This window comes from Agromyces sp. NPDC057679 (assembly GCF_042799635.1).
GTDB lineage: Bacteria > Actinomycetota > Actinomycetes > Actinomycetales > Microbacteriaceae > Agromyces.
Map to the genome: position 1 here is coordinate 346,861 of NZ_JBHVIK010000003.1, position 19,599 is coordinate 366,459.

The following is a 19,599-nucleotide window of genomic DNA, read 5'->3' on the forward strand; positions in this document are numbered from 1 at the left end:
GGCGCGGGCCGCATCAGCTCGGATGCCTCCGGCGATCCGGAGATCGCGCGATCATCTCCCCACGAAACTCACCGTCTCGGTGAGATCGGCCCTCCCGGTGCGTACCGAGGGCGCGCCTGCGAGCTCGTACCCCACCGAGACGCCGCAGACCAGCACGAGCCCATCGGCGGCTCCCACAGCATCCCGAACGGTGTTCCGGTACATGGTCCACATCACCTGCGGACAGCTGTGCAATCCCTCCGCCCTCAGCAGCAGCATCACGGTCTGCAAGAACATGCCGACGTCGGCCCACTGCCCCGGCCCCATCGCCCGATCGACGTAGCAGAACAGCACGACCGGTGCGCCGAACGCCGCCGAGTTCAATGCAGCGATCTTCGTCGGCCGCTCGGGGTCTCCGCGCTCGACCCCCAGTGCCTCGTACCGCTGCGAAGCCGCGATCGCGAAGCGGTCGAGATACGGTGAGGCGAGATCCGCGGGATACATCGGATACTCGCGCTCGTCACCCGGGTCTCCCGCCAACGCTCTGGTGGTCGCGTGCCGCTTCAGCTCGGCCAACGGCTCGCCGGCCACGACGAACACATGCCACGGCTGCAGGTTCCCACTCGACGGCGCTCGCGCCGCAGCGCGCAACACACGCTCGAGCGTCTCCCTGGGGACCGGTGCATCGCTGAACGCGCGCACCGATCGGCGGCTGCTCACGGCTTCGTACACATCCAAGTCGGATACCTCTCGCTGGCCTCCACGCAGGTCTATCACGCGAGAGCCGATGCGGAGAGCGTCCCCGCCCTCGAGTCGGTACCGCGGCCGGCCCTTGATGCGGGCCGCGCAGGCCGACCGGACCGAGCTCGACCGGAGAGCGGGACCGTTCAGGTCGCCGGGATCTCGATCGCACCCGTGCCGGTGAAGTTCACGAACATCCGGCCGTCGCCCTCGACGAGCGTGAGCAGCACGGCACCGCAACCGCGGCACCGTGCAATGCTGCCCGCTGCGCTGCGGTAGACCAGCGCGGTCGCCAACTCCGCAACCGCGCCGCACCCGTTGCATCGCGCCCGGACCGCGGTCGGGTCGAATGCGAAGACGCCCGCGAGCGGTCCCGCGAGCAGGTTGCCGTCGAAGTGCTGCATCACGTTCCTCCGTAGCGTTCGGTGCGGATCGCATCCTGGTCGTGACCGAGGTCGATGAGCCAGGCGGCGACGTGCTCGACGAACCCCGTCGAACCGCACACGTAGACGATCGGGTGCGCCGCCGCGTCGATGGTCGCCGCGGCGAGGCGCTCGCGGGTGATCCGGCCCACGGGAGCATCACTCCCCGCAGGTACGCTCCGCGTGTACACGAACTCGATATCGAGCGGGGCCGGTCCGCGCTGCGCCGCCTCGAGCTCGGCGGCGAAGAACACGTCGGCCGGCGTGCGGACCGAGTAGAGCAGTCGGAACGGCGTCGCGTCTCCCGCCTCGGCGTGCGCTCGGGCGATGGCGGCGAGCGGCACGACGCCCGACCCGCCGGCGATGAGCTGCACCGGCCTGCCGATCGAGCCGGCAGCGGGTGGTTGCCAGACGAAGTAGGCGCCGAGCGGCCCGTGCACTTCGAGCCGGTCGCCCGGGCGCAGTTCGTCGACGAGGAACGGCGACACCTCGCCGTCGGGCAGGCGGTCGACCGCGAGCACGACGCGCTCCCCCTCGCCGGAGGAGGCGATCGAGTACGAGCGCGTCGACGTGTACCCGTCGGGCGCGGTCAGGCGCACGTCGAGGTGCTGGCCGGCGAGGTTGCCCGGCCAGCCGTCGACGTCGAGCGAGATACGCGCGGCCGACGGCGTCTCGCGGCGCGTGTCGACCACCTCGGCGATGTGCCACCCGGTCCTCGACGCGGTGGCGAGGCGAGGCATCCCGGTCACCAGTAGCGTTCCTCCTTCCACGGATCACCGTGGAGGTGGTAGCCGTTCTGCTCCCAGAACCCCGGATCGTCGCTCGGCATGAGCTCGAGCCCGCGCACCCACTTCGCGCTCTTCCAGAAGTACAGGTGCGGCACGAGCAGTCGCGCCGGACCGCCGTGCTCGGGGTCGAGCGGCTCGCCCTCGAACTCGAATGCGACCCAGGCCTTGCCGTCGAGCAATTCGTCGAGCGGCACGTTCGTCGTGTATCCCCCGTAGCTGTGCGCCATCACGTAGTCGTACCCGGTATCGACCTCCGCGAACAGGGTGTCGAGCGAGACGCCGCGCCAGCGGGTGCCGAGCTTCGACCAGTGCGTCACGCAATGGATGTCGGTCGTGATCTCCTCGATCTCGAGCTGCATGAACTCGCGCCAGTTCCAGCTCCGCTCGCCCTGCTCCGAGCGGATCGCGAACTCCCAGTCGGCGGTGTCGACCTCGGGGGTCGGCCCGGCCGACAGCACCGGGAAGTCGTGCACGAGCGTCTGCCCCGGCGGAAGTCGATCGTCGCGCTCACGACCGCGACCGGTGAAGCCCCTGGTGATGAACGACATCTCGACCCCCTTCTCGGGAGCGGCCGCCGATGCGGGCGGTCGCGCACAGGGCCAGCCTGCCACTGCTCCGAGCGACGCGCCATGATCGCGCGTGACGTCGGGATGCGATGGAGTACGCATCGCACGCGATGTCCACCATCTGCAGGAACCGCTTTCGGATCGACATGACCCGGCGCGGTCGAAACGAGAAGCGTCTCGATGTGGCCGCAACCGCCTCGGGAAGAGGCTCAGGAAACGAAGAAACCCCTGACAAATCTTGCGATTCATCAGGGGTTCTTGGTGGATCTGAGGGGACTCGAACCCCTGACCCCCTGCATGCCATGCAGGTGCGCTACCAGCTGCGCCACAGACCCATTTCGTTGGTTTCTCGCTCTCGCGGCCCAACGATTCGAGCTTACACCAGCCTCTTGCCCGAAACGAAATCGAGCGAGCCTCAGCCGATGCGAACCCTCCTGATCAGGGATTTGCCGCCAGGATCGGCTCGACCGGCAGCGCCGGGCAGTCGTTCCAGAGGCGCTCGAGGCCGTAGTACATGCGCTCCTCCTGGTGGAAGACGTGCACGACGAGGTCGCCGAAGTCGAGCAGCACCCAACGGCCACCCGCGTGACCCTCTCGCCGTCCGGCGCGGCCGAGCACTTCCTCGATGCCGTCGGCGATGGCGACGACGTTGCGCTCGGAGGTGCCCGTGACGAGCAGGAACACGTCGGCGAACGGGAGCGGCCGCGAGACATCCAGCGCGACCAGATCTTCGCCGCCCTTCGCGTCGGCCGCGCGAACCGCGCGTGCGAGGGAGTCGAGGGCCTGGGTGGATGCGGTCATACGCTCATTTCCGGTGTGCGAGTGGTGGTGCGAGCCGGTCAGAACAGTCCGGTCATCGCCCCGATGACGAGGGTGCCGACGACGCCGAGCGCGAGCACGCCCGCGGTCACGGCGAGAACGAGGGGCACGTTCATGCCCTCCTTCTTCGGCGGGGAGATCATGGTGCGCGCGGCGCCCTGGGTGCTGATCGCGCGGGTCGCCGCGACGGGCGCGACGCCGGTGCCGACGTCTTCGACCTGGTGTTCGAACAGGCGGTCGACGTCGGACGAGTCGACCTGGCTCGGGTGCACGCCGGTCGCGCCGAAGCTGCGGGGCAGGTCGATCGAGCCGGTCGCGAGCACCTCGCCCGGCTGGGCGAGCTGGTTGGCGAACGCACCCTGATCGGGCAGCGACGGAAGAATCAGGGCGTTCGTGGTCGTCGGCACGCCGTGGCTCAGCGCACCGCGCGAGAGCATCTGGTCGAACGGCTCGGCGCGGTCCTCGGCTTCGGGGACGTTGAGCTGCGACGTCCAGTGGCCGGGCGAACCCGCGCTGACGCCGGGAAGATTCGGCACGCTCGCATCGAAGCCCGGGTTCACGGGCTGCGGCGTCGCCAGCGAGGCCGGCATCGGCTGTGGGGGTCGCTGCGGCTGCACGGGGGCCTGGGCCCCGGGCATCGCGGGAGCGACGGGGAGCGACGGCGCGGCTGCGGCCGGGGCGACCGGCTCGTCGTCGAACTCGTCGTCGAAGTCGTCGAGGGCGACCCCGTCGAGCATCGCCCGGAGTTCACGCCGCGTCAGCGTGCGCTCGGGTGCGGAGGGCATGGCCGGCGCGGCGGCGGGAGCCGACGGCGCCGGCGCGGCGGCGGGAGCCGACGGCAAGACCGCGGGCTGCGGCGGGACCGCCGACGTCGGCGGCGCGGTTGGGCGCGGAGCGAAGGGGTTCTGCGGCCCCTGCGGCGGGACCGCCGTCACCGGCGCCGCCTGCTCGAACCCGCCGGCGGGGCGGGGCGGGGCGTAGCCCTGACCGGGCGCCTGGTAGGCCGCGGGCGCGGACTGCTGGTGAGGTGCGGGCGCCGGCGCCGGAATCGCCGGGGCGGCGACGGGCTGCGGAGCCGGGGGCTGGGGCGCGTACTGCTGCGGAGCGGCGGGAGCCTGGGCTGGAGGCGCCGCGTAGGTGGGCGCAGCCGCAGGAGGAGCGGCATGTTCCGGGGTCGCCGCACCGGCCTGCTGCTCTCGCAGGCGTTCGAGTTCACGCAGCTCGCGGCGCGTGAGCTGCGGTTCGTTGGACGACGTCATTCGACACTCCGGTAGAGATGGTGCTTGGAGATGTACTGGACGACCCCATCGGGCACCAAGTACCAAACCGGGAAACCCCGGCGCACCCTGCTCCGACAATCGGTCGACGAGATCGCAAGTGCCGGAACTTCAAGCAAGCTTACGTCCTGCTCGGGCAAACCAGTAACGCTCAGCACATGTCCCGGACGACTCACAGCAACGAAGTGTGCGAGCTCCCAGAGCTCGTCGACGTCCTTCCACGAGAGGATCTGCGCGATCGCGTCGGCCCCGGTGATGAAGAACAGGTCGGCATCGGGGCGATCGCGCCGTATGTCGCGAAGCGTGTCGATCGTGAAGGTCGCCTTCGGCCGGTCGATGTCGACCCGGCTCACCGTGAACCGCGGGTTCGACGCGGTCGCGATGACCGTCATCAGGTAGCGGTGCTCGGCGGGAGTGACGACCGTCTTGTAGCTCGGCTGCCCGGTCGGCACGAAGACGACCTCATCGAGGTCGAGCGACTGCGCGACCTCGCTCGCGGCCACGAGGTGGCCGTGATGGATGGGATCGAACGTGCCGCCCATGACCCCGATGCGGGGCCGGTGGCCCGAGTCGGTCACGCGACGACCGCTCGCCTCAGTGGCCGTGCCCGTCTCCGGAGTGGCGGGCGGCGTAGGCCTCGGCCTTCGCACGGTGGCGGTTGGCGACGTCGCGGTACGACGCGGTGACGATGCCGAGGACGGCGAAGATGATCAACGCGATGAGCCCGTACATCCAGGCTTCCATCGGCAGCTCCCGTGCGTGCACCGTCTCGGTGTACAGCGTGCCGGTCAACGCTGCGGTGGTGAGGCTCATTCGGCCGTTCCTTTCGAATCCTGCTGGTAACGCTCCCGACAGTCTAGCGAGAACGGCGGTCGGGCCGGGCTCAGGCGCGCACGTGGCCCGCGCCGCGCACGATCCACTTGGTGCTCGTGAGCTGCGGCAGGCCCATGGGCCCACGGGCGTGCAGCTTCTGCGTCGAGATCCCGACCTCGGCGCCGAAGCCGAACTCCGAGCCGTCGGTGAAGCGCGTCGAGGCGTTCACCATGACGGCGGCGGCGTCGACCTCGTTGAGGAACCGCTCGGCGTTGGCGAGGTCGTTCGTGACGATCGCCTCGGTGTGCTTGGTCGAGTAGCGACGGATGTGGTCGAGTGCGTCGTCGAGCGAGTCGACGACGCCGACCGAGAGGTCGAGGCTCATGTGCTCGGTCGCCCAGTCCTCCTCGGTCACCGGCACGGCGTCGGGTCGAAGCGCACGCACCCGTTCGTCGGCGTGCACGGTCACCCCGGATGCCTCGAGCCGGTCGAGCACCGCGGGCAGCAGCCGCTCGGCCGCGGCGCGGTGCACGAGCAGCGTCTCGAGCGCGTTGCAGACGCTCGGCCGCTGCACCTTCGCGTTGTGCACGAGCTCGACCGCCCACTCCTCGGGGGCGCTTTCGTCGAGGAACATGTGCACGACCCCCGCTCCCGTCTCGATGACGGGCACGCGTGCCTCGTCGACGACGGCGCGGATGAGACCGGCACTGCCGCGAGGGATCAGCACGTCGACGTACTCGCGGGCCTGCATGAGGTGGCGGGCGCCGGCACGGCCGAAGTCGTCGACGGTCTGCACCGCATCACCGGGCAGGCCGGCGACGTCGAGCGCGTCGCGCAGCACCTCGACGAGCACCCGGTTGGTCTGCTCGGCGGCGCTGCCGCCGCGGAGCACGACGGCGTTGCCGCTCTTCAGCGCGAGCACCGCGATGTCGATCGTGACGTTCGGGCGCGCCTCGTAGATCGCGCCGACGACGCCGAGGGGCACCCGCACCTGGTCGATGCGCACGCCGCTCGGCAGCGAGCGTCCGCTCACGGTCTCGCCGATCGGGTCGGTGAGGGCGATCACCTCGAGCACGGCGTCGGCGAGCGACTCGACGCGCCGTACGTCGAGCGTCAGTCGATCGAGCAGCCCGTCCGAGAGTCCGTTGGCGCGACCCGACTCGAGGTCGAGCGCGTTCGCCGCGACGACCCGGTCGGCGCGCGCACGCAGGAGCGTCGAGACCTGTTCGAGCGCGGCATCCTTCTCGGCGGTGGAGGCGCGTGCGAGCAGGTGCGAGGCCGCCTTGGCGGCGGCGAAGCGCTCGTCGAGCACGGCGAGGTCGAGGTCGGGATGCTCCATGGCACCAGCCTAGGCGAGCGACCGCACGCCCCTCGCCGTATGACGTCAAGGCGCCGGGTCGAACCAGGTGCCGATCTCGGCTCCGGCGAGGGCGTCGGCGACGAGCGGCGTCGCCGTGATGAGCACGGCGGCACCCGAGTCGGCAGCGATTCGGGCGGCCGAGACCTTGGTCTCCGCTCCCCCGGTGCCGACACCTGCGCGACCGACCGAGCCGATCTCGACGCCCGCGAGCTCGTCGCCGTACGGCACGTGGGCGATCCGCTCGGCACCCTCGAGGTGCGGCGGCTTCGTGTAGAGCGCGTCGACGTCGGAAAGGAGGACGAGCAGCTCGGCCCCGATGAGCTCGGCGACGAGCGCCGCGAGGCGGTCGTTGTCGCCGAAGCGGATCTCGTGGGTCGCGACGGTGTCGTTCTCGTTCACGATCGGCAGGATGCGCAGTGCGAGCAGGCGGTCCATCGCGCGCTGCGCGTTGAGGCGCGGGGTCTCGTTCTCGAGGTCGCTCGCCGTGAGCAGCACCTGCCCGGCGATGATGTCGAACCGGTCGAGCGCGTCCTGGTAGCGCACGACGAGCAGGTTCTGCCCGACCGAGGCGGCCGCCTGCTGGGTGGCGAGGTCGGTGGGTCGCGAGTCGAGGCGGAGGTAGGGCATGCCGGTCGCGATCGCTCCGGATGACACGAGCACGACCTCGGTGCCGCGGCCGTGCGCCGCGGCCAGCGCCTCGACGAGCGGCGCGATCTGGCCGGCGTTCTCACCGCTGATCGACGATGAGCCGACCTTCACGACGATGCGCCGAGCCGTGGCGATGTCGGCGCGTGACCGGACGGTCACCGCTCGCCCTCGTCGCCCGAGCCCGCCTCCGAGTCGGTCACGACGCCGTCGGCCCAGAGCCCGGCCTCGCGCTCGCGCTCGAGCTCGGCGCGCGCCTCGGCCTTCGCGTCCATGCGCTCGTGGTAGCCGCTCTTGCGCTCGGCGCGCGTCGCACGACGGTTGTCGTCGAGGCGCGCATCGGCGCCGCGCGGCGCGGTGATGAGCTCGGCCGTGGAGGTGAGCGTCGGCTCCCAGTCGAAGACGACGCCCTGGCCCTTGCCGATGACCACGGTCGAACCGGCAACGGCGCCGGCACGCACGAGCTCGTCCTCGACGCCGAGCTTCGCCAGCCGGTCGGCGAGGAAGCCGACGGCCTCGTCGTTCGCGAAGTCGGTCTGCTGCACCCAGCGCTCGGGCTTCTTGCCGAGCACCCGGTAGAGCGTGCCGTAGCTGCCGCCCTCGGCGCGCACGACGAACTCGACCTCGTCGACGGCCTTGGGCCGGATGACGATGCGCTCGGGCGCGGGCTCCGCCGCGGCCGCTGTGCGGGCGTCGTCGACGAGCTCGCCGAGGGCGAAGCCGAGCTGGCGCAGGCCTTCGTGGCTCACCGTCGAGATCTCGAACACGCGGTAGCCGCGCGCCTCGAGGTCGGGCCGCACGAACTCGGCGAGCTCGCGCGCCTCGGGCACGTCGACCTTGTTCAGCGCGACGATCTGCGGGCGCTCGAGCAGCGGCGTCTGGCCCTCGGGCACCGGATAGGCGCCGAGCTCGGCGAGGATGACGTCGAGGTCGCTGAGCGGGTCGCGGCCAGGCTCGAGGGTCGCGCAGTCGAGGACGTGCAGCAGCGCCGAGCACCGCTCGACGTGGCGGAGGAACTCGAGGCCGAGCCCCTTGCCCTCGCTCGCACCCTCGATGAGACCGGGGACGTCGGCGACGGTGTAGCGGTGGTCGCCCGCCTGCACGACACCGAGGTTCGGGTGGAGCGTCGTGAACGGGTAGTCGGCGATCTTGGGACGCGCTGCCGAGAGCGCGGCGATGAGGCTCGACTTGCCCGCGCTCGGGTAGCCGACGAGTGCGACGTCGGCGATGCTCTTCAGCTCGAGCCTGATCTCTCGCTCGTCGCCGTCGGTGCCGAGCAGCGCGAACCCGGGTGCCTTGCGCTTCGTCGTCGCGAGGGACGCGTTGCCGAGGCCGCCGAGGCCGCCGGAGGCCGCGACGTAGCGGAGGCCCGGCTCGGCGAGGTCGGCGAGTTCGTTGCCGTCCTCGTCCTTCACGACGGTGCCGACCGGCACCGGGAGTTCGAGCGACTCGCCCACGGCGCCCGAGCGGTTGTCGCCCTGGCCGGGCTGCCCGTTCGCCGAGGAGCGGTGCGGCCGGCCGTGGTACGCGAGGAGGGTGGTGACCTGCGGGTCGGCGACGAGCACGATGTCGCCGCCGTGGCCGCCGTTGCCGCCGTCGGGGCCCGCGAGGGGCTTGAACTTCTCACGGCGCACCGAGACGCAACCGTTCCCGCCGTGCCCGGCGCGCAGGAACAGCGTCACCTCGTCGACGAAGCTGACCATTCCGTACCCCTCCCAAGCGATGAAACACGTGAGGGCGAGCCGAAGCCCGCCCTCACGATGACCGTCGGTCGATTATTCGCCGACCGCCACGATGTTGACGACCTTGCGGCCGCCCTTGTTGCCGAACTGCACCGCACCGGCCTCGAGCGCGAAGAGGGTGTCGTCGCCACCGCGACCGACGCCCGCACCCGGGTGGAAGTGGGTGCCGCGCTGGCGGACGAGGATCTCGCCGGCGCTGACGACCTGGCCGCCGAAGCGCTTCACGCCGAGGCGCTGCGCGTTCGAGTCACGACCGTTGCGAGTGGAGCTCGCTCCCTTTTTGTGTGCCATGTCTGATTCTCCTTCGAGGCGCCGCGGGCTACTTGATGCCGGTGATCTTGACGCGCGTGAGCTCCTGACGGTGGCCCTGGCGCTTCTTGTAGCCGGTCTTGTTCTTGAACTTCTGGATCACGATCTTGGGGCCGCGGAGGTCGTTGAGAACCTCGGCCGTGACCGTGACCTTTGCGAGCGACTTGGCGTCGGAGGTGATCTTCTCACCGTCGACGAGGAGCACCGGGATGAGCTGGACGTTGCCGTCCTTGTCAGCCTGGATCCGGTCCATCGTCACGATGGTGCCGACTTCGACCTTCTCCTGCCGACCGCCGGCGCGCACTACTGCGTAAACCACTACTCGTACCTATCTCTGGGGAACCCTGGGGTTCCGACTGTCTGATGGGATTGTCACTGCGCGGTCGCCCCAGCGGGAAGAAGGGTGGTGACTGCCAGAAAACGATGTGCAGAACGAACTGCAAGTTGGCGCTCACCGTGATAAGCGGCGGCACCAACGAACGAGTTTACCGGATGAGCGGAAAGCGGTCAAACGCACGCGACCGGCGCGTCGCTGCGCTCCCCCGCGTACGATCCCGGTATGGCCGCACTCATCGACTCACCGCGATGGTGCGGCCGTTGAGCCCCGAGCGGAGGCACCCGTGATCCTCATCGACACCCCGCTCTGGCCGAAGCACGGCACGGTGTGGGCCCATCTCGTGAGCGACGCCTCGCTCGAGGAGCTGCACGCCTTCGCGCGCCGAGCAGAGCTGCCGCCGCGATCGTTCGACCTCGACCACTACGACGTGCCCGTCGAGCGGTACGACGACCTGGTCGCGGCCGGCGCGCACCCGGTCGAGCCGCGCGAACTGGTCGTGCGGCTCGCGAGGAGCGGCCTGCGGGTCACGCCGCGAGAGCGGCGCGCCCGCAGGCGCGACGACTCACTCTGAGCGGTCGGATGCCTCGTCGCCCGCCGCGCCGTCGGCACGGGTGATGATCGGCATGGCGCCGCCGGCGCTCAGCGAGGCGGTCGAGACCCGACGGCTGCGGGCCCGGCCCTCACCGGCCTTCTTGGGGGCCGGAAGCGCATCGAGCACCGAGTCGAGCAGCACTTCGGCCTCGGCGGCCTGCACTGGGCGCTTGCGCTCGACCGCCGGTGCCGGCAGCTCGAGGATCGGCGTGGAATCGGCCGCAGGCACGGCCTTCGCCGCGACGACGGGCTCGGGCTCGGGCGTCGCGACGGGGGCCGCCCGACGCTCGTCGGGGGCGGGGCTCGCCTCGGGCGTGCCCTGCTCCTGCGAGACGCGACGGTGCCGGCCGCGGCGGCGACCGCCCGTCGGCCCCTCGGCCGCGGGAGCGGCCTCGACGGGAGCGGTTTCGGGGCGACCCTCGTCGGCCTTCGTCTCCGTGTGCGGGATCGTCGACGCGGCGATCTGCGCCAGGGCGTGCTTCACGTCCTCGGTGATCGCGTGGGTGCCCGTGTGCGGGGCGCTCGCGGCCTGAGGCTGCTGCGCGGGCTGCTGCTGGCCGCCGCCGTTGCCGCCGCCGCGGTTGCGACGACGCTCGGGCTGCTGCTGCGGGGCGCGGTGCTTCATGACGGGCTCGTGGTGCACGATGATGCCGCGACCGGCGCACACCTCGCAGGGCTCGCTGAACGACTCGAGGAGGCCGAGGCCGAGCTTCTTGCGGGTCATCTGCACGAGGCCGAGCGACGTGACCTCGGCGACCTGGTGCTTGGTGCGGTCGCGCGACAGGCACTCGACGAGTCGGCGCAGCACAAGATCGCGGTTCGACTCGAGCACCATGTCGATGAAGTCGACGACGATGATGCCGCCGATGTCGCGCAGCCGCAGCTGGCGCACGATCTCTTCGGCTGCCTCGAGGTTGTTCTTCGTGACCGTCTCTTCGAGGTTGCCGCCCGAGCCGACGAACTTGCCGGTGTTGACGTCGACGACCGTCATCGCCTCGGTGCGGTCGATGACGAGCGAACCGCCCGAGGGCAGCCACACCTTGCGGTCGAGCGCCTTCTCGATCTGCTCCGAGATGCGGAACTCATCGAAGGAGTCGCGCTCACCCGCGTACGCCTCGACGCGCTCGAGCAGGTCGGGTGCGACGGCGCGGAGGTAGCGCTCGATGGTCTGGCGCGCCTCGTCGCCTTCGATGACCATCTTCTGGAAGTCCTCGTTGAAGACGTCGCGGACGATCTTGATGAGCAGGTCGGGCTCGGAGTGCAGGAGGGCCGGCGCCTGGACCTTCTCGAGCGTCTTCGAGATGTCGGCCCACTGCGCGATGAGGCGGTTGACGTCGAGGGTCAGCTGCTCCTCGGTCGCGCCCTCGGCAGCCGTACGCACGATGACGCCCTGGTTCTCGGGCAGCACCTCTTTCAGGATCTTCTTGAGGCGCGCGCGCTCGGTGTCGGGCAGCTTGCGGCTGATGCCGTTCATCGAGCCGTTCGGCACGTACACGAGGTAGCGGCCGGGCAGCGAGATCTGGCTCGTCAGGCGGGCGCCCTTGTGCCCCACCGGGTCCTTCGTGACCTGCACGAGCACGCGGTCGCCGGGCTTCAGCGCCAGCTCGATGCGGCGCGGCTGGTTCTTCTCGCCGTTCTCGGCGGCGGCGTCCCAGTCGACCTCGCCTGAGTAGAGCACGGCGTTGCGGCCGCGACCGATGTCGACGAACGCGGCCTCCATCGAGGGCAGCACGTTCTGCACGCGACCGAGGTAGACGTTGCCGATGAGCGAGGCGTCCTGATTGCGCGCCACGTAGTGCTCGACGAGCACGCCGTCCTCGAGCACGCCGATCTGGATCCGGCCGCCCTTCTCGCGGACGACCATCGAGCGGTCGACCGACTCGCGGCGGGCGAGGAACTCGGCCTCGGTGATGACCGCGCGGCGCCGGCCGGCGTCGCGGCCGTCGCGACGGCGCTGCTTCTTCGCCTCGAGACGGGTCGAGCCCTTGACCTTCTGCGGCTCGGTGATGAGCTCGACCTCGCGGGGCTTGCGCACCTTCACGACGTTGTTGGCGGGCTCGTCGCCCGACGAGCGCCCCTCCTCGCCGGAACGGCGGCGGGTGCGGCGGCGCACGCTCGACGTCTCGTCGGCCGGGCGCTCGTCGCGCTCGGGGCGGTCGTCGCGCTCGGGCACTGCGAACACCGGCGGCGCGTGGAAGATGAGCGAGGTCGTGGTCAGCGCTGCCGGGATCGGCGACACCGCGGGCTCGCTCGGCGTCTCCGCCGCCTCCTCCGCGATCGCGTCCTCCGAAGCCTCGGGAGCGATCGCCGGCTCTGCGACCTCGTCGGCGGATGCCGCCGGCTGGACCGGCGCAGCCGCGACGTCGGCCGGGGCCGCATCGGCCGCGGGCTCGGCGAGCTCGGGCTCGACGACCAGCGTCACCGCGTCGGCCGCGGGCTGAGCGGCCTTGCCGCGGCCCCTCCGGGAGCCGAACAGGCCACCGCGTCGCTTCGCGCCACCCCTCGAATCGGGTTCGTTCGTGTTCTTCTCGTTGCCTTCCACCATCTCTGGTGCACTCCTACGCCGGTCCCGACGGCCGCGCCGTCGTTCCGTTACTCATCTGGAGCGGTTCCACCGTGTGCGGAACCGCCGAACCTTCACTACTGCGATCGGCGGGTGCCTGGATCGCCACGTCTTGCGGGTGTCTCCCGCCCACTCGGATGCATCGCATCCTCAAAGCCTTCGTTGGCGCCGTGCCGGGCGCGGCCCGGACGACTCCCTCGATTATCGCATGGTCTCACAGCGCCGTGGGGAACCGGCATGCCATAATCCGAGCATGCCCGACTCCCCTCGCGGATCCCGACCTGTCGCGTCGGCGATCTTCCTCATCATCGCGGGGGCGCTCGGCCTCCTCGCCGCGTTCGAACTCTCGGTCGAGAAGGTCCTCACGCTGATGGACCCGACCCATGTGCCGAACTGCAACGTGGGCGTGCTCGTCGGCTGCAGCACGAACCTGGCATCGTGGCAGGGCGCCGTGTTCGGGTTCCCGAACCCGTTCATCGGCCTCATGGCGTGGCCCGTCGTCATCACGATCGGCGTGGCGATCCTCGCCGGCGCGACGTTCTCGCGGTGGTTCTGGGCGGCCTTCAACGTCGGCGTCGCCGGTGCGCTCGTGTTCGTCGGCTGGCTCATCTACCAGAGCATCTACGTGCTCGACGTGCTCTGCCCCTGGTGCATGCTGACGTGGGCGGTCACGATCCCGACGTTCTGGGTCGTGACGCTCCACAACCTCCGGTCTGGCAACATCCCGGCATCGGCACGAGTCCGTCGCCTGGCGGCCGGCTGGTTCACGTGGATCCCGCTCATCACGATCGTCTGCTACGCGATCGTCATCCTCCTGGCGCAGCTGCAGATGAACGCCATCCCCCGCGTGATGCTCGACCTGCAGGGCCTCTTCGGCTGACGCCCGAACGACGACGCCCCGGTCCGAGATCTCGGACCGGGGCGTCGTTCTTGCCGAACGGCTCAGGCGAACCAGAGCGCGAGCTCGCGCTCGGCCGACTCGACCGAGTCGGAGCCGTGCACCAGGTTCTGCTGCACCTTGAGGCCCCAGTCGCGGCCGAAGTCGCCGCGGATGGTGCCGGGGGCGGCGGTCGTCGGGTCGGTCGTGCCCGCGAGCACGCGGAACCCCTCGATCACGCGGTTGCCGGCGACGCGCATGGCGACGACGGGGCCCGACTGCATGAACTCGACGAGCGGCTCGTAGAACGGCTTGCCCTCGTGCTCGGCGTAGTGCTTCGCGAGCAGCTCGCGATCGGCCTGCACGAGGCGGATGTCGACGAGCGAGTAGCCCTTCGCCTCGATACGGCGGAGGATCTCGCCGGTGAGGTTGCGAGCGACCCCGTCGGGCTTCACGATCACGAGGGTCTCTTCGATCGCAGTGGTCATTGCTGTTCCTTTCCTGGCGCGACGACCGCCGCGCGCTCTCGGTCGATTCGGCTGCCGACGACCATGCAGTACCACCACATGCCGCCGAAGAGGGCCCCGACGACGAACATCGCCGGGTTGAGGAATCCGGATGCGACGATCAGCACCTGCAGCGTCCACCCGAGCACGTAGGCCCACTCGAACCGCAGGAGGCCCATCGTCGCGATCAGGCCGAGGATGATGACGCCGCCCGCGGCGAGGGCGACCCACGACGGCAGCGCCTGGTCGGCACCGCCCTGCGCGAGCCCCCAGATCACGAGCGCGGCGAGGAAGACGACGATCGTCTCGAAGGCGAGCACGATCGAGGCGAGACTCCGCCGGATCGAGCGCGGCGGCGCGGCCGGCGTGGTCACGGCGTTCGCGTCGGTGATCGCCTCGCCGGAGTCGTCCACCGGATCGCCGTCGTGCTTCGCGTCGCTCACGGCTTGCCCCACTCGCGGTCGTCGGCGATCGCCATGGCCTCGCCGACGAGCACGATCGACCCCGTCACGAGCACGGCGCGCTTCGGCGCCTCGGCGGCCCACGTGCGGGCCTCCTCGAGCGCGTCGTCGAGCCGCTCGACGACGAGGGTGCGCTTCATGCCGACGCGTTCGGTGACGATCGCCTCGAGTGCGGCGGCGGGCAGGGCGCGCTCCGTGTCGGGGACGGTGACGAGCATCGGGCCGTCGAGCTCGGCCAGCGTGTCGACGATGCCCGCGGCGTCCTTGTCGTCGACGACGCCCACGACGATCGCGAACTCGTCGAAGTCGAAGAACTCGCCGAGCGCCGTCACGAGCGCGCGTGCACCGTGCGGGTTGTGCGCCGCGTCGACGAGGATCGTCGGCTCGATGCCGACGAGCTGCAGCCGCCCGGGCGACGTCGCCTCGGCGAGTCCCCGCTCGACGACCTCGTCGGCCAGGCGCACGGAGCCGCCGCCGATGAAGGCCTCGACGGCAGCGATCGCGACGGCCGCGTTCTCGGCCTGATGCGCCCCGAACAACGGGAGGAACAGCTCGCGGTACTCCCCCGCGAGGCCCCGGATCGACACGAGCTGCCCGCCGACGGCGACGGTGCGGCTGATGACCGCGAAGGCGTCGTCCTCGACGGCGAGGGTCGACTCGGTGAGCAGCGTGGCCTCCTCGAGCACCGCGAGTGCGGCGTCGGGCTGGCGCGCGGTGACGACCGCCGCGGCCGGCTTGATGATGCCGGACTTGGTGCGGGCGATCGCCTCGACGGTCGAGCCGAGCCGGGCCTGGTGGTCGAGCGCGATCGGCGTGAACACGGCGACCTGCCCGTCGGCGACGTTGGTCGAGTCCCACTCGCCGCCCATGCCCACCTCGAGCACGACGACGTCGACGGGGGCGTCGGCGAAGCACGCGAACGCGAGCACCGTGAGCACCTCGAAGAAGGTGAGCGGCGATTCGCCGGCCTGTTCGAGTTCGGCGTCGACGATCTGGACGAACGGGAGGATCTCCTCCCAATTGCGGGCGACCGCCTCGTCGGAGACCGACTCGCCGTCGATCCGGATGCGCTCGGTGAACCGCACGAGGTGCGGGCTCGTGAGGAGGCCGGTGCGGAGGCCGGAGGCACGCAGCAGGCTCTCGATCATGCGGCTCGTCGAGGTCTTGCCGTTCGTGCCCGTCAGGTGGATCACTGGGGCGGCGCGGTGCGGGTCGCCGAGAAGCTCGACGGCACGCCGGGTCGGCTCGAGACGCGGGCGCGGGGCGCCCTCGCCGACACGTGCGACGAGCGCGGCGTAGACGGCGTCGGCCGCATCGGCGGCCTCGGTGGCGTCGTGGTCGTGGGCGTCGCTCATGCGCGCTCCAATCCGATGAGGAGTCGTGAATCGTCGCCGACGGGCTTCGCCTCGTCGGACTCTGCGGCCGCCGTCGAGGAGACGACCTCGAGCGAGGTCGCGAGCGTCTCGCCCGCGATGAGTGCCCGGTGCGTCTCGGCCGCGGCCGCGCCGGCTGCGTCGAGCGCGAGGCTGAGCGAGATGCGGTCGCCGACCTCGAGGCCGGCGGCCTTGCGCGCCTCCTGCACGGCCCGCACGACGTCGCGCGCCAGGCCCTCGGCCTCGAGCTCGGGGGTCGTCGCGGTGTCGAGCAGCACGAAGCCGCCGTCGGCGAGCAGGGCGAGTGCGTTCTCGCCGTCGCCCGATCCGCCGGCCTCGAGCACGAGCTCGTACTCGCCCGCCTCGAGCGCGATGCCGCCCGCGACGACCGCGTCGCCCGCAACCGACCAGTCGCCGCTGCGCGCCGCCTGGATCGCCTGCTGCACCTGCTTGCCGAGGCGCGGACCGGCGGCCCGCGCGTTGACGGTGAGTCGCTTGGTCACGCCGTAGCGCTCGGCGCTGTGCTCGTCGAGCTCGACGAGTTCGACCGACTTGACGTTGAGCTCGTCGCGGAGGATCGCCTCGAACGGGGCGAGCGCCGAGGCATCCGCACTGACGATCGTGAGCTTCGCGAGGGGCAGGCGCACCCGGCGACCCGACTGCTTGCGGAGCGACAGCGCCGAGGAGCTGATCTCGCGGACGGCGTCCATCGCGGCGACGAGCGCCGGGTCGGCCGGGAACTCGGCCGCATCGGGCCAGTCGGTCAGGTGCACGCTGCGCCCGCCGGTGAGCCCGCGCCAGACCTTCTCGCTGACGAGCGGCAGCAGCGGCGCCGCGAGACGCGTGAGCGTCTCGAGCACGGTGTAGAGCGTGTCGAAGGCCTCGGCGCCGGAGCCGTCGGCGGCGACGCCGCCCCAGAAGCGGTCGCGCGAGCGGCGCACGTACCAGTTCGTGAGCACGTCGCCGAAGTCGCGCAGCTTCTGCGCCGCGAGCGGCGAGTCGAAGTCGTCGAGGTCGACGGTGACGGCCTCGACCAGGTCGCGCAGCTTCGCGAGCAGGTAGCGGTCGAGCACGTCGGCCGACGACGTCGAACGGGATGCCTCGTAGCCGCCCTCCTTCGCCGTGTTGGCGTAGAGCGAGAAGAAGTACCAGGTGCTCCAGAGCGGCAGCATGAGCTGGCGCACGCCCTCGCGGATGCCCTCCTCGGTGACGACGAGGTTGCCGCCGCGCAGCACCGAGCTCGACATGAGGAACCAGCGCATCGCGTCGGAGCCGTCGCGGTCGAACACCTCCGACACGTCGGGGTAGTTGCGCAGCGACTTCGACATCTTCTGCCCGTCGCTGCCGAGCACGATGCCGTGGCTCACGACGTTCGAGAAGGCGCGGCGGTCGAAGAGCGCCGTCGAGAGCACGTGCATGACGTAGAACCAGCCGCGCGTCTGCCCGATGTACTCGACGATGAAGTCGGCCGGGTTGTGCGAGTCGAACCACTCGCGGTTCTCGAACGGGTAGTGCACCTGGGCGAACGGCATCGAGCCCGAGTCGAACCAGACGTCGAAGATGTCGGGGATGCGGCGCATCGTCGAGCGACCCGTCGGGTCATCGGGGTTCGGCCGCGTGAGGTCGTCGATGTACGGGCGGTGCAGGTCGGGCTCGCCGTTCGGCCCCACCGGCAGCCGGCCGAAGTCGCGCTCGAGCTCCTCGAGCGAGCCGTAGACGTCGATGCGGGGGTGCTCGGGGTCGTCGCTCTTCCACACCGGGATCGGCGAGCCCCAGTACCGGTTGCGGCTGATCGACCAGTCGCGGGCGCCCGCGACCCACTTGCCGAACTGGCCGTCCTTCACGTTGTCGGGCACCCAGTTGATGTCCTGGTTCAGCTCGCCCATGCGGCCCTTGAACTCGGGCACCTTGATGAACCAGCTCGACACCGCGCGGTAGATGAGCGGGTTGCGGCAGCGCCAGCAGTGCGGGTACGAGTGCTCGTAGCTCGCCTGGCGCAGCAACCGGCCCTCGGCCTTCAGCAGCTGGGTGAGCGGCTTGTTCGCGTCGCTCCAGAGCAGCCCCGCGACATCCGTGACCGCCGGGAGGAACCGGCCGCCCTCGTCGAGCGAGATGACGACCGGGATTCCGGCGGCCTCGCCGATCTTCTGGTCCTCCTCGCCGTAGGCGGGCGCCTGGTGCACGATGCCGGTGCCGTCCTCGGTGGTGACGTAGTCGGCGACGAGGATGCGCCAGGCGTTCTCGAGCCCGTACGCCTCGACGTCGGCGTAGTAGTCGAAGAGGCGGTCGTAGGTGACGCCGTCGAGCTCGGCGCCGCGAACGGTGCGCGACACGGCGGCGCGCGCCTCGTCGGCGGAGTCGTAACCGAGCTCCTTCGCGTAGTTGCCGACGAGGTCGACCGCGAGCAGGTACTCGGCGCCGAGCACCTCGGTGTCGCTCGCGACGCCCTCGGCGCCCTCGCGGAGCACCGTCGCGTCGGGGGTGCCGTTCGGGCCGCCGGGCACGACCGCGTACTCGATCCCGGGACCCACGGCGAGCGCGAAGTTCGTTGGCAGGGTCCACGGCGTCGTCGTCCACGCGAGCGCGCGCACGGCGGTGAGCCCGAGCGACTCGGCCTTCGCGCCCGTGAGCGGGAAGGTCACCGTGACGGTCTGGTCCTGACGCATCTTGTACACGTCGTCGTCCATGCGCAGCTCGTGGTTCGAGAGCGGCGTCTGGTCGCGCCAGCAGTAGGGCAGCACCCGGTGGCCCTCGTACGCGAGGCCCTTGTCGTAGAGCGTCTTGAACGCCCAGATCACGCTCTCCATGAAGGTGACGTCGAGCGTCTTGTAGTCGTTCTCGAAGTCGACCCAGCGCGCCTGGCGGGTGACGTACTCCTCCCACTCCTTCGTGTAGCGGAGCACCGCGTCGCGGGCGGCCTGGTTGAAGGCCGCGATGCCCATCTCCTCGATCTGGCTCTTGTCGGTGATGCCGAGCTGGCGCTCGGCCTCGAGCTCGGCGGGCAGGCCGTGCGTGTCCCAGCCGAACCGGCGGTGCACCTGGTGGCCGCGCATGGTCTGGTAGCGCGGGAACAGGTCCTTCGCGTAGCCGGTGAGGAGGTGCCCGTAGTGGGGCAGGCCGTTGGCGAACGGCGGGCCGTCGTAGAAGACCCACTCGGGGGCGCCCTCGCGCTGGTCGATCGAGGCCTGGAAGGTCTCGTCGTTCAGCCAGAACTCGAGGACCTCGCGCTCGACGGCGGGGAAGTCGGGTGAGGGGGCGACACCGTGGTCGTCTGGGGTACGGGGGTACACGCTCGCTCCTTGTGGGACGGATGCTCTCACGAGGACGCCGGCCGCTCGATCGAGCCTCCGCCGCGGTACCACCTCGCTTGCCCTCCGCTCGGGAGGGCCCCTCATTGCCGGCTGTGACGGGCCGCCCCGTTCGGTTCTAG

General features: G+C 70.7%; 20 protein-coding genes and 1 tRNA gene. 2 read left to right on the plus strand and 19 right to left on the minus strand.

Annotated features, from left to right (window positions below; all coding sequences use genetic code 11):
* Positions 1–51: 51 nt before the first annotated feature.
* The 14 genes from ACFVAJ_RS14595 to rplU all read right to left on the minus strand — a co-directional run bounded on the left by ACFVAJ_RS14595 (position 52) and on the right by rplU (position 9,780).
* Positions 52–711 carry a nitroreductase gene (locus ACFVAJ_RS14595; RefSeq protein ID WP_376945837.1) on the minus strand — a complete coding sequence of 220 codons (660 nt, stop codon included), beginning with the start codon at positions 709–711 and terminating at the stop codon, positions 52–54.
* A 155-nt stretch (positions 712–866) separates the two neighbouring features.
* Complete coding sequence (locus ACFVAJ_RS14600; RefSeq protein WP_376945296.1) at positions 867–1,124, minus strand: DUF6510 family protein; 258 nt, start codon at positions 1,122–1,124, stop codon at positions 867–869.
* Positions 1,124–1,882 (minus strand): FAD-binding oxidoreductase, encoded by a 759-nt coding sequence (locus ACFVAJ_RS14605; RefSeq protein WP_376945838.1) that lies wholly within the window; start codon positions 1,880–1,882, stop codon positions 1,124–1,126. The genes ACFVAJ_RS14600 and ACFVAJ_RS14605 overlap by 1 nt, the downstream gene beginning before the upstream one ends.
* Positions 1,883–1,887: 5 nt before the next feature.
* Complete coding sequence (locus ACFVAJ_RS14610; protein ID WP_376945298.1) at positions 1,888–2,478, minus strand: sulfite oxidase-like oxidoreductase; 591 nt, start codon at positions 2,476–2,478, stop codon at positions 1,888–1,890.
* A 277-nt stretch (positions 2,479–2,755) separates the two neighbouring features.
* Positions 2,756–2,831: transfer RNA gene (locus ACFVAJ_RS14615), tRNA-Ala, on the minus strand.
* A 103-nt stretch (positions 2,832–2,934) separates the two neighbouring features.
* The gene (gene rsfS / locus ACFVAJ_RS14620; protein WP_157424224.1) at positions 2,935–3,297 is read right to left on the minus strand and encodes a ribosome silencing factor; all 363 of its coding nucleotides are present in this window, start codon (positions 3,295–3,297) and stop codon (positions 2,935–2,937) included.
* A 38-nt stretch (positions 3,298–3,335) separates the two neighbouring features.
* Positions 3,336–4,574: a hypothetical protein gene (locus tag ACFVAJ_RS14625; protein ID WP_376945300.1), complete on the minus strand. Its 1,239-nt coding sequence runs from the start codon at positions 4,572–4,574 to the stop codon at positions 3,336–3,338.
* On the minus strand, positions 4,571–5,170 hold the full coding sequence (gene nadD, locus ACFVAJ_RS14630; RefSeq protein WP_376945302.1) for a nicotinate-nucleotide adenylyltransferase: 600 nt from the start codon (positions 5,168–5,170) through the stop codon (positions 4,571–4,573). The genes ACFVAJ_RS14625 and nadD overlap by 4 nt, the downstream gene beginning before the upstream one ends.
* A gap of 16 nt (positions 5,171–5,186) precedes the next feature.
* Positions 5,187–5,405, minus strand: a complete 219-nt coding sequence (locus ACFVAJ_RS14635) for a hypothetical protein (RefSeq protein ID WP_376945304.1) — start codon at positions 5,403–5,405, stop codon at positions 5,187–5,189.
* Positions 5,406–5,475: 70 nt separating this feature from the next.
* Positions 5,476–6,744 (minus strand): glutamate-5-semialdehyde dehydrogenase, encoded by a 1,269-nt coding sequence (locus ACFVAJ_RS14640; protein WP_376945306.1) that lies wholly within the window; start codon positions 6,742–6,744, stop codon positions 5,476–5,478.
* Positions 6,745–6,789: 45 nt separating this feature from the next.
* Positions 6,790–7,572 carry a glutamate 5-kinase gene (gene proB, locus ACFVAJ_RS14645; protein ID WP_376945308.1) on the minus strand — a complete coding sequence of 261 codons (783 nt, stop codon included), beginning with the start codon at positions 7,570–7,572 and terminating at the stop codon, positions 6,790–6,792.
* Positions 7,569–9,113: a GTPase ObgE gene (gene obgE, locus ACFVAJ_RS14650; RefSeq protein ID WP_376945310.1), complete on the minus strand. Its 1,545-nt coding sequence runs from the start codon at positions 9,111–9,113 to the stop codon at positions 7,569–7,571. The genes proB and obgE overlap by 4 nt, the downstream gene beginning before the upstream one ends.
* A 72-nt stretch (positions 9,114–9,185) precedes the next feature.
* The gene (gene rpmA, locus ACFVAJ_RS14655; RefSeq protein WP_022888079.1) at positions 9,186–9,443 is read right to left on the minus strand and encodes a 50S ribosomal protein L27; all 258 of its coding nucleotides are present in this window, start codon (positions 9,441–9,443) and stop codon (positions 9,186–9,188) included.
* 28 nt (positions 9,444–9,471) lie between these two features.
* Positions 9,472–9,780 (minus strand): 50S ribosomal protein L21, encoded by a 309-nt coding sequence (rplU, locus tag ACFVAJ_RS14660; RefSeq protein WP_157424218.1) that lies wholly within the window; start codon positions 9,778–9,780, stop codon positions 9,472–9,474.
* 301 nt (positions 9,781–10,081) lie between these two features.
* On the opposite strand from rplU, the gene ACFVAJ_RS14665 reads away from it, so the two are divergent.
* Positions 10,082–10,369 carry a DUF4031 domain-containing protein gene (locus tag ACFVAJ_RS14665; RefSeq protein ID WP_376945312.1) on the plus strand — a complete coding sequence of 96 codons (288 nt, stop codon included), beginning with the start codon at positions 10,082–10,084 and terminating at the stop codon, positions 10,367–10,369.
* Here ACFVAJ_RS14665 and ACFVAJ_RS14670 read toward each other — a convergent pair.
* Entirely contained in the window at positions 10,361–12,934 is a 2,574-nt protein-coding gene (locus ACFVAJ_RS14670; RefSeq protein ID WP_376945314.1) for an Rne/Rng family ribonuclease, read from the minus strand. The genes ACFVAJ_RS14665 and ACFVAJ_RS14670 overlap by 9 nt on opposite strands.
* A 271-nt stretch (positions 12,935–13,205) precedes the next feature.
* Between ACFVAJ_RS14670 and ACFVAJ_RS14675 the strand changes: the two genes are divergently transcribed.
* Positions 13,206–13,832 (plus strand): vitamin K epoxide reductase family protein, encoded by a 627-nt coding sequence (locus ACFVAJ_RS14675; RefSeq protein ID WP_376945316.1) that lies wholly within the window; start codon positions 13,206–13,208, stop codon positions 13,830–13,832.
* A gap of 62 nt (positions 13,833–13,894) precedes the next feature.
* Here the strand turns inward: ACFVAJ_RS14675 and ndk are convergent, their stop codons facing one another.
* From ndk to ileS, 4 genes are read right to left on the minus strand one after another with little or no spacing between them, the layout of a single operon-like run.
* Positions 13,895–14,317 carry a nucleoside-diphosphate kinase gene (ndk, locus tag ACFVAJ_RS14680; RefSeq protein ID WP_376945318.1) on the minus strand — a complete coding sequence of 141 codons (423 nt, stop codon included), beginning with the start codon at positions 14,315–14,317 and terminating at the stop codon, positions 13,895–13,897.
* Positions 14,314–14,778, minus strand: a complete 465-nt coding sequence (locus tag ACFVAJ_RS14685; protein ID WP_376945320.1) for a DUF4233 domain-containing protein — start codon at positions 14,776–14,778, stop codon at positions 14,314–14,316. The genes ndk and ACFVAJ_RS14685 overlap by 4 nt, the downstream gene beginning before the upstream one ends.
* Positions 14,775–16,151: a bifunctional folylpolyglutamate synthase/dihydrofolate synthase gene (locus tag ACFVAJ_RS14690; protein ID WP_376945322.1), complete on the minus strand. Its 1,377-nt coding sequence runs from the start codon at positions 16,149–16,151 to the stop codon at positions 14,775–14,777. The genes ACFVAJ_RS14685 and ACFVAJ_RS14690 overlap by 4 nt, the downstream gene beginning before the upstream one ends.
* Complete coding sequence (gene ileS, locus ACFVAJ_RS14695) at positions 16,148–19,459, minus strand: isoleucine--tRNA ligase (RefSeq protein WP_376945324.1); 3,312 nt, start codon at positions 19,457–19,459, stop codon at positions 16,148–16,150. The genes ACFVAJ_RS14690 and ileS overlap by 4 nt, the downstream gene beginning before the upstream one ends.
* Positions 19,460–19,599 lie beyond the last annotated feature (140 nt).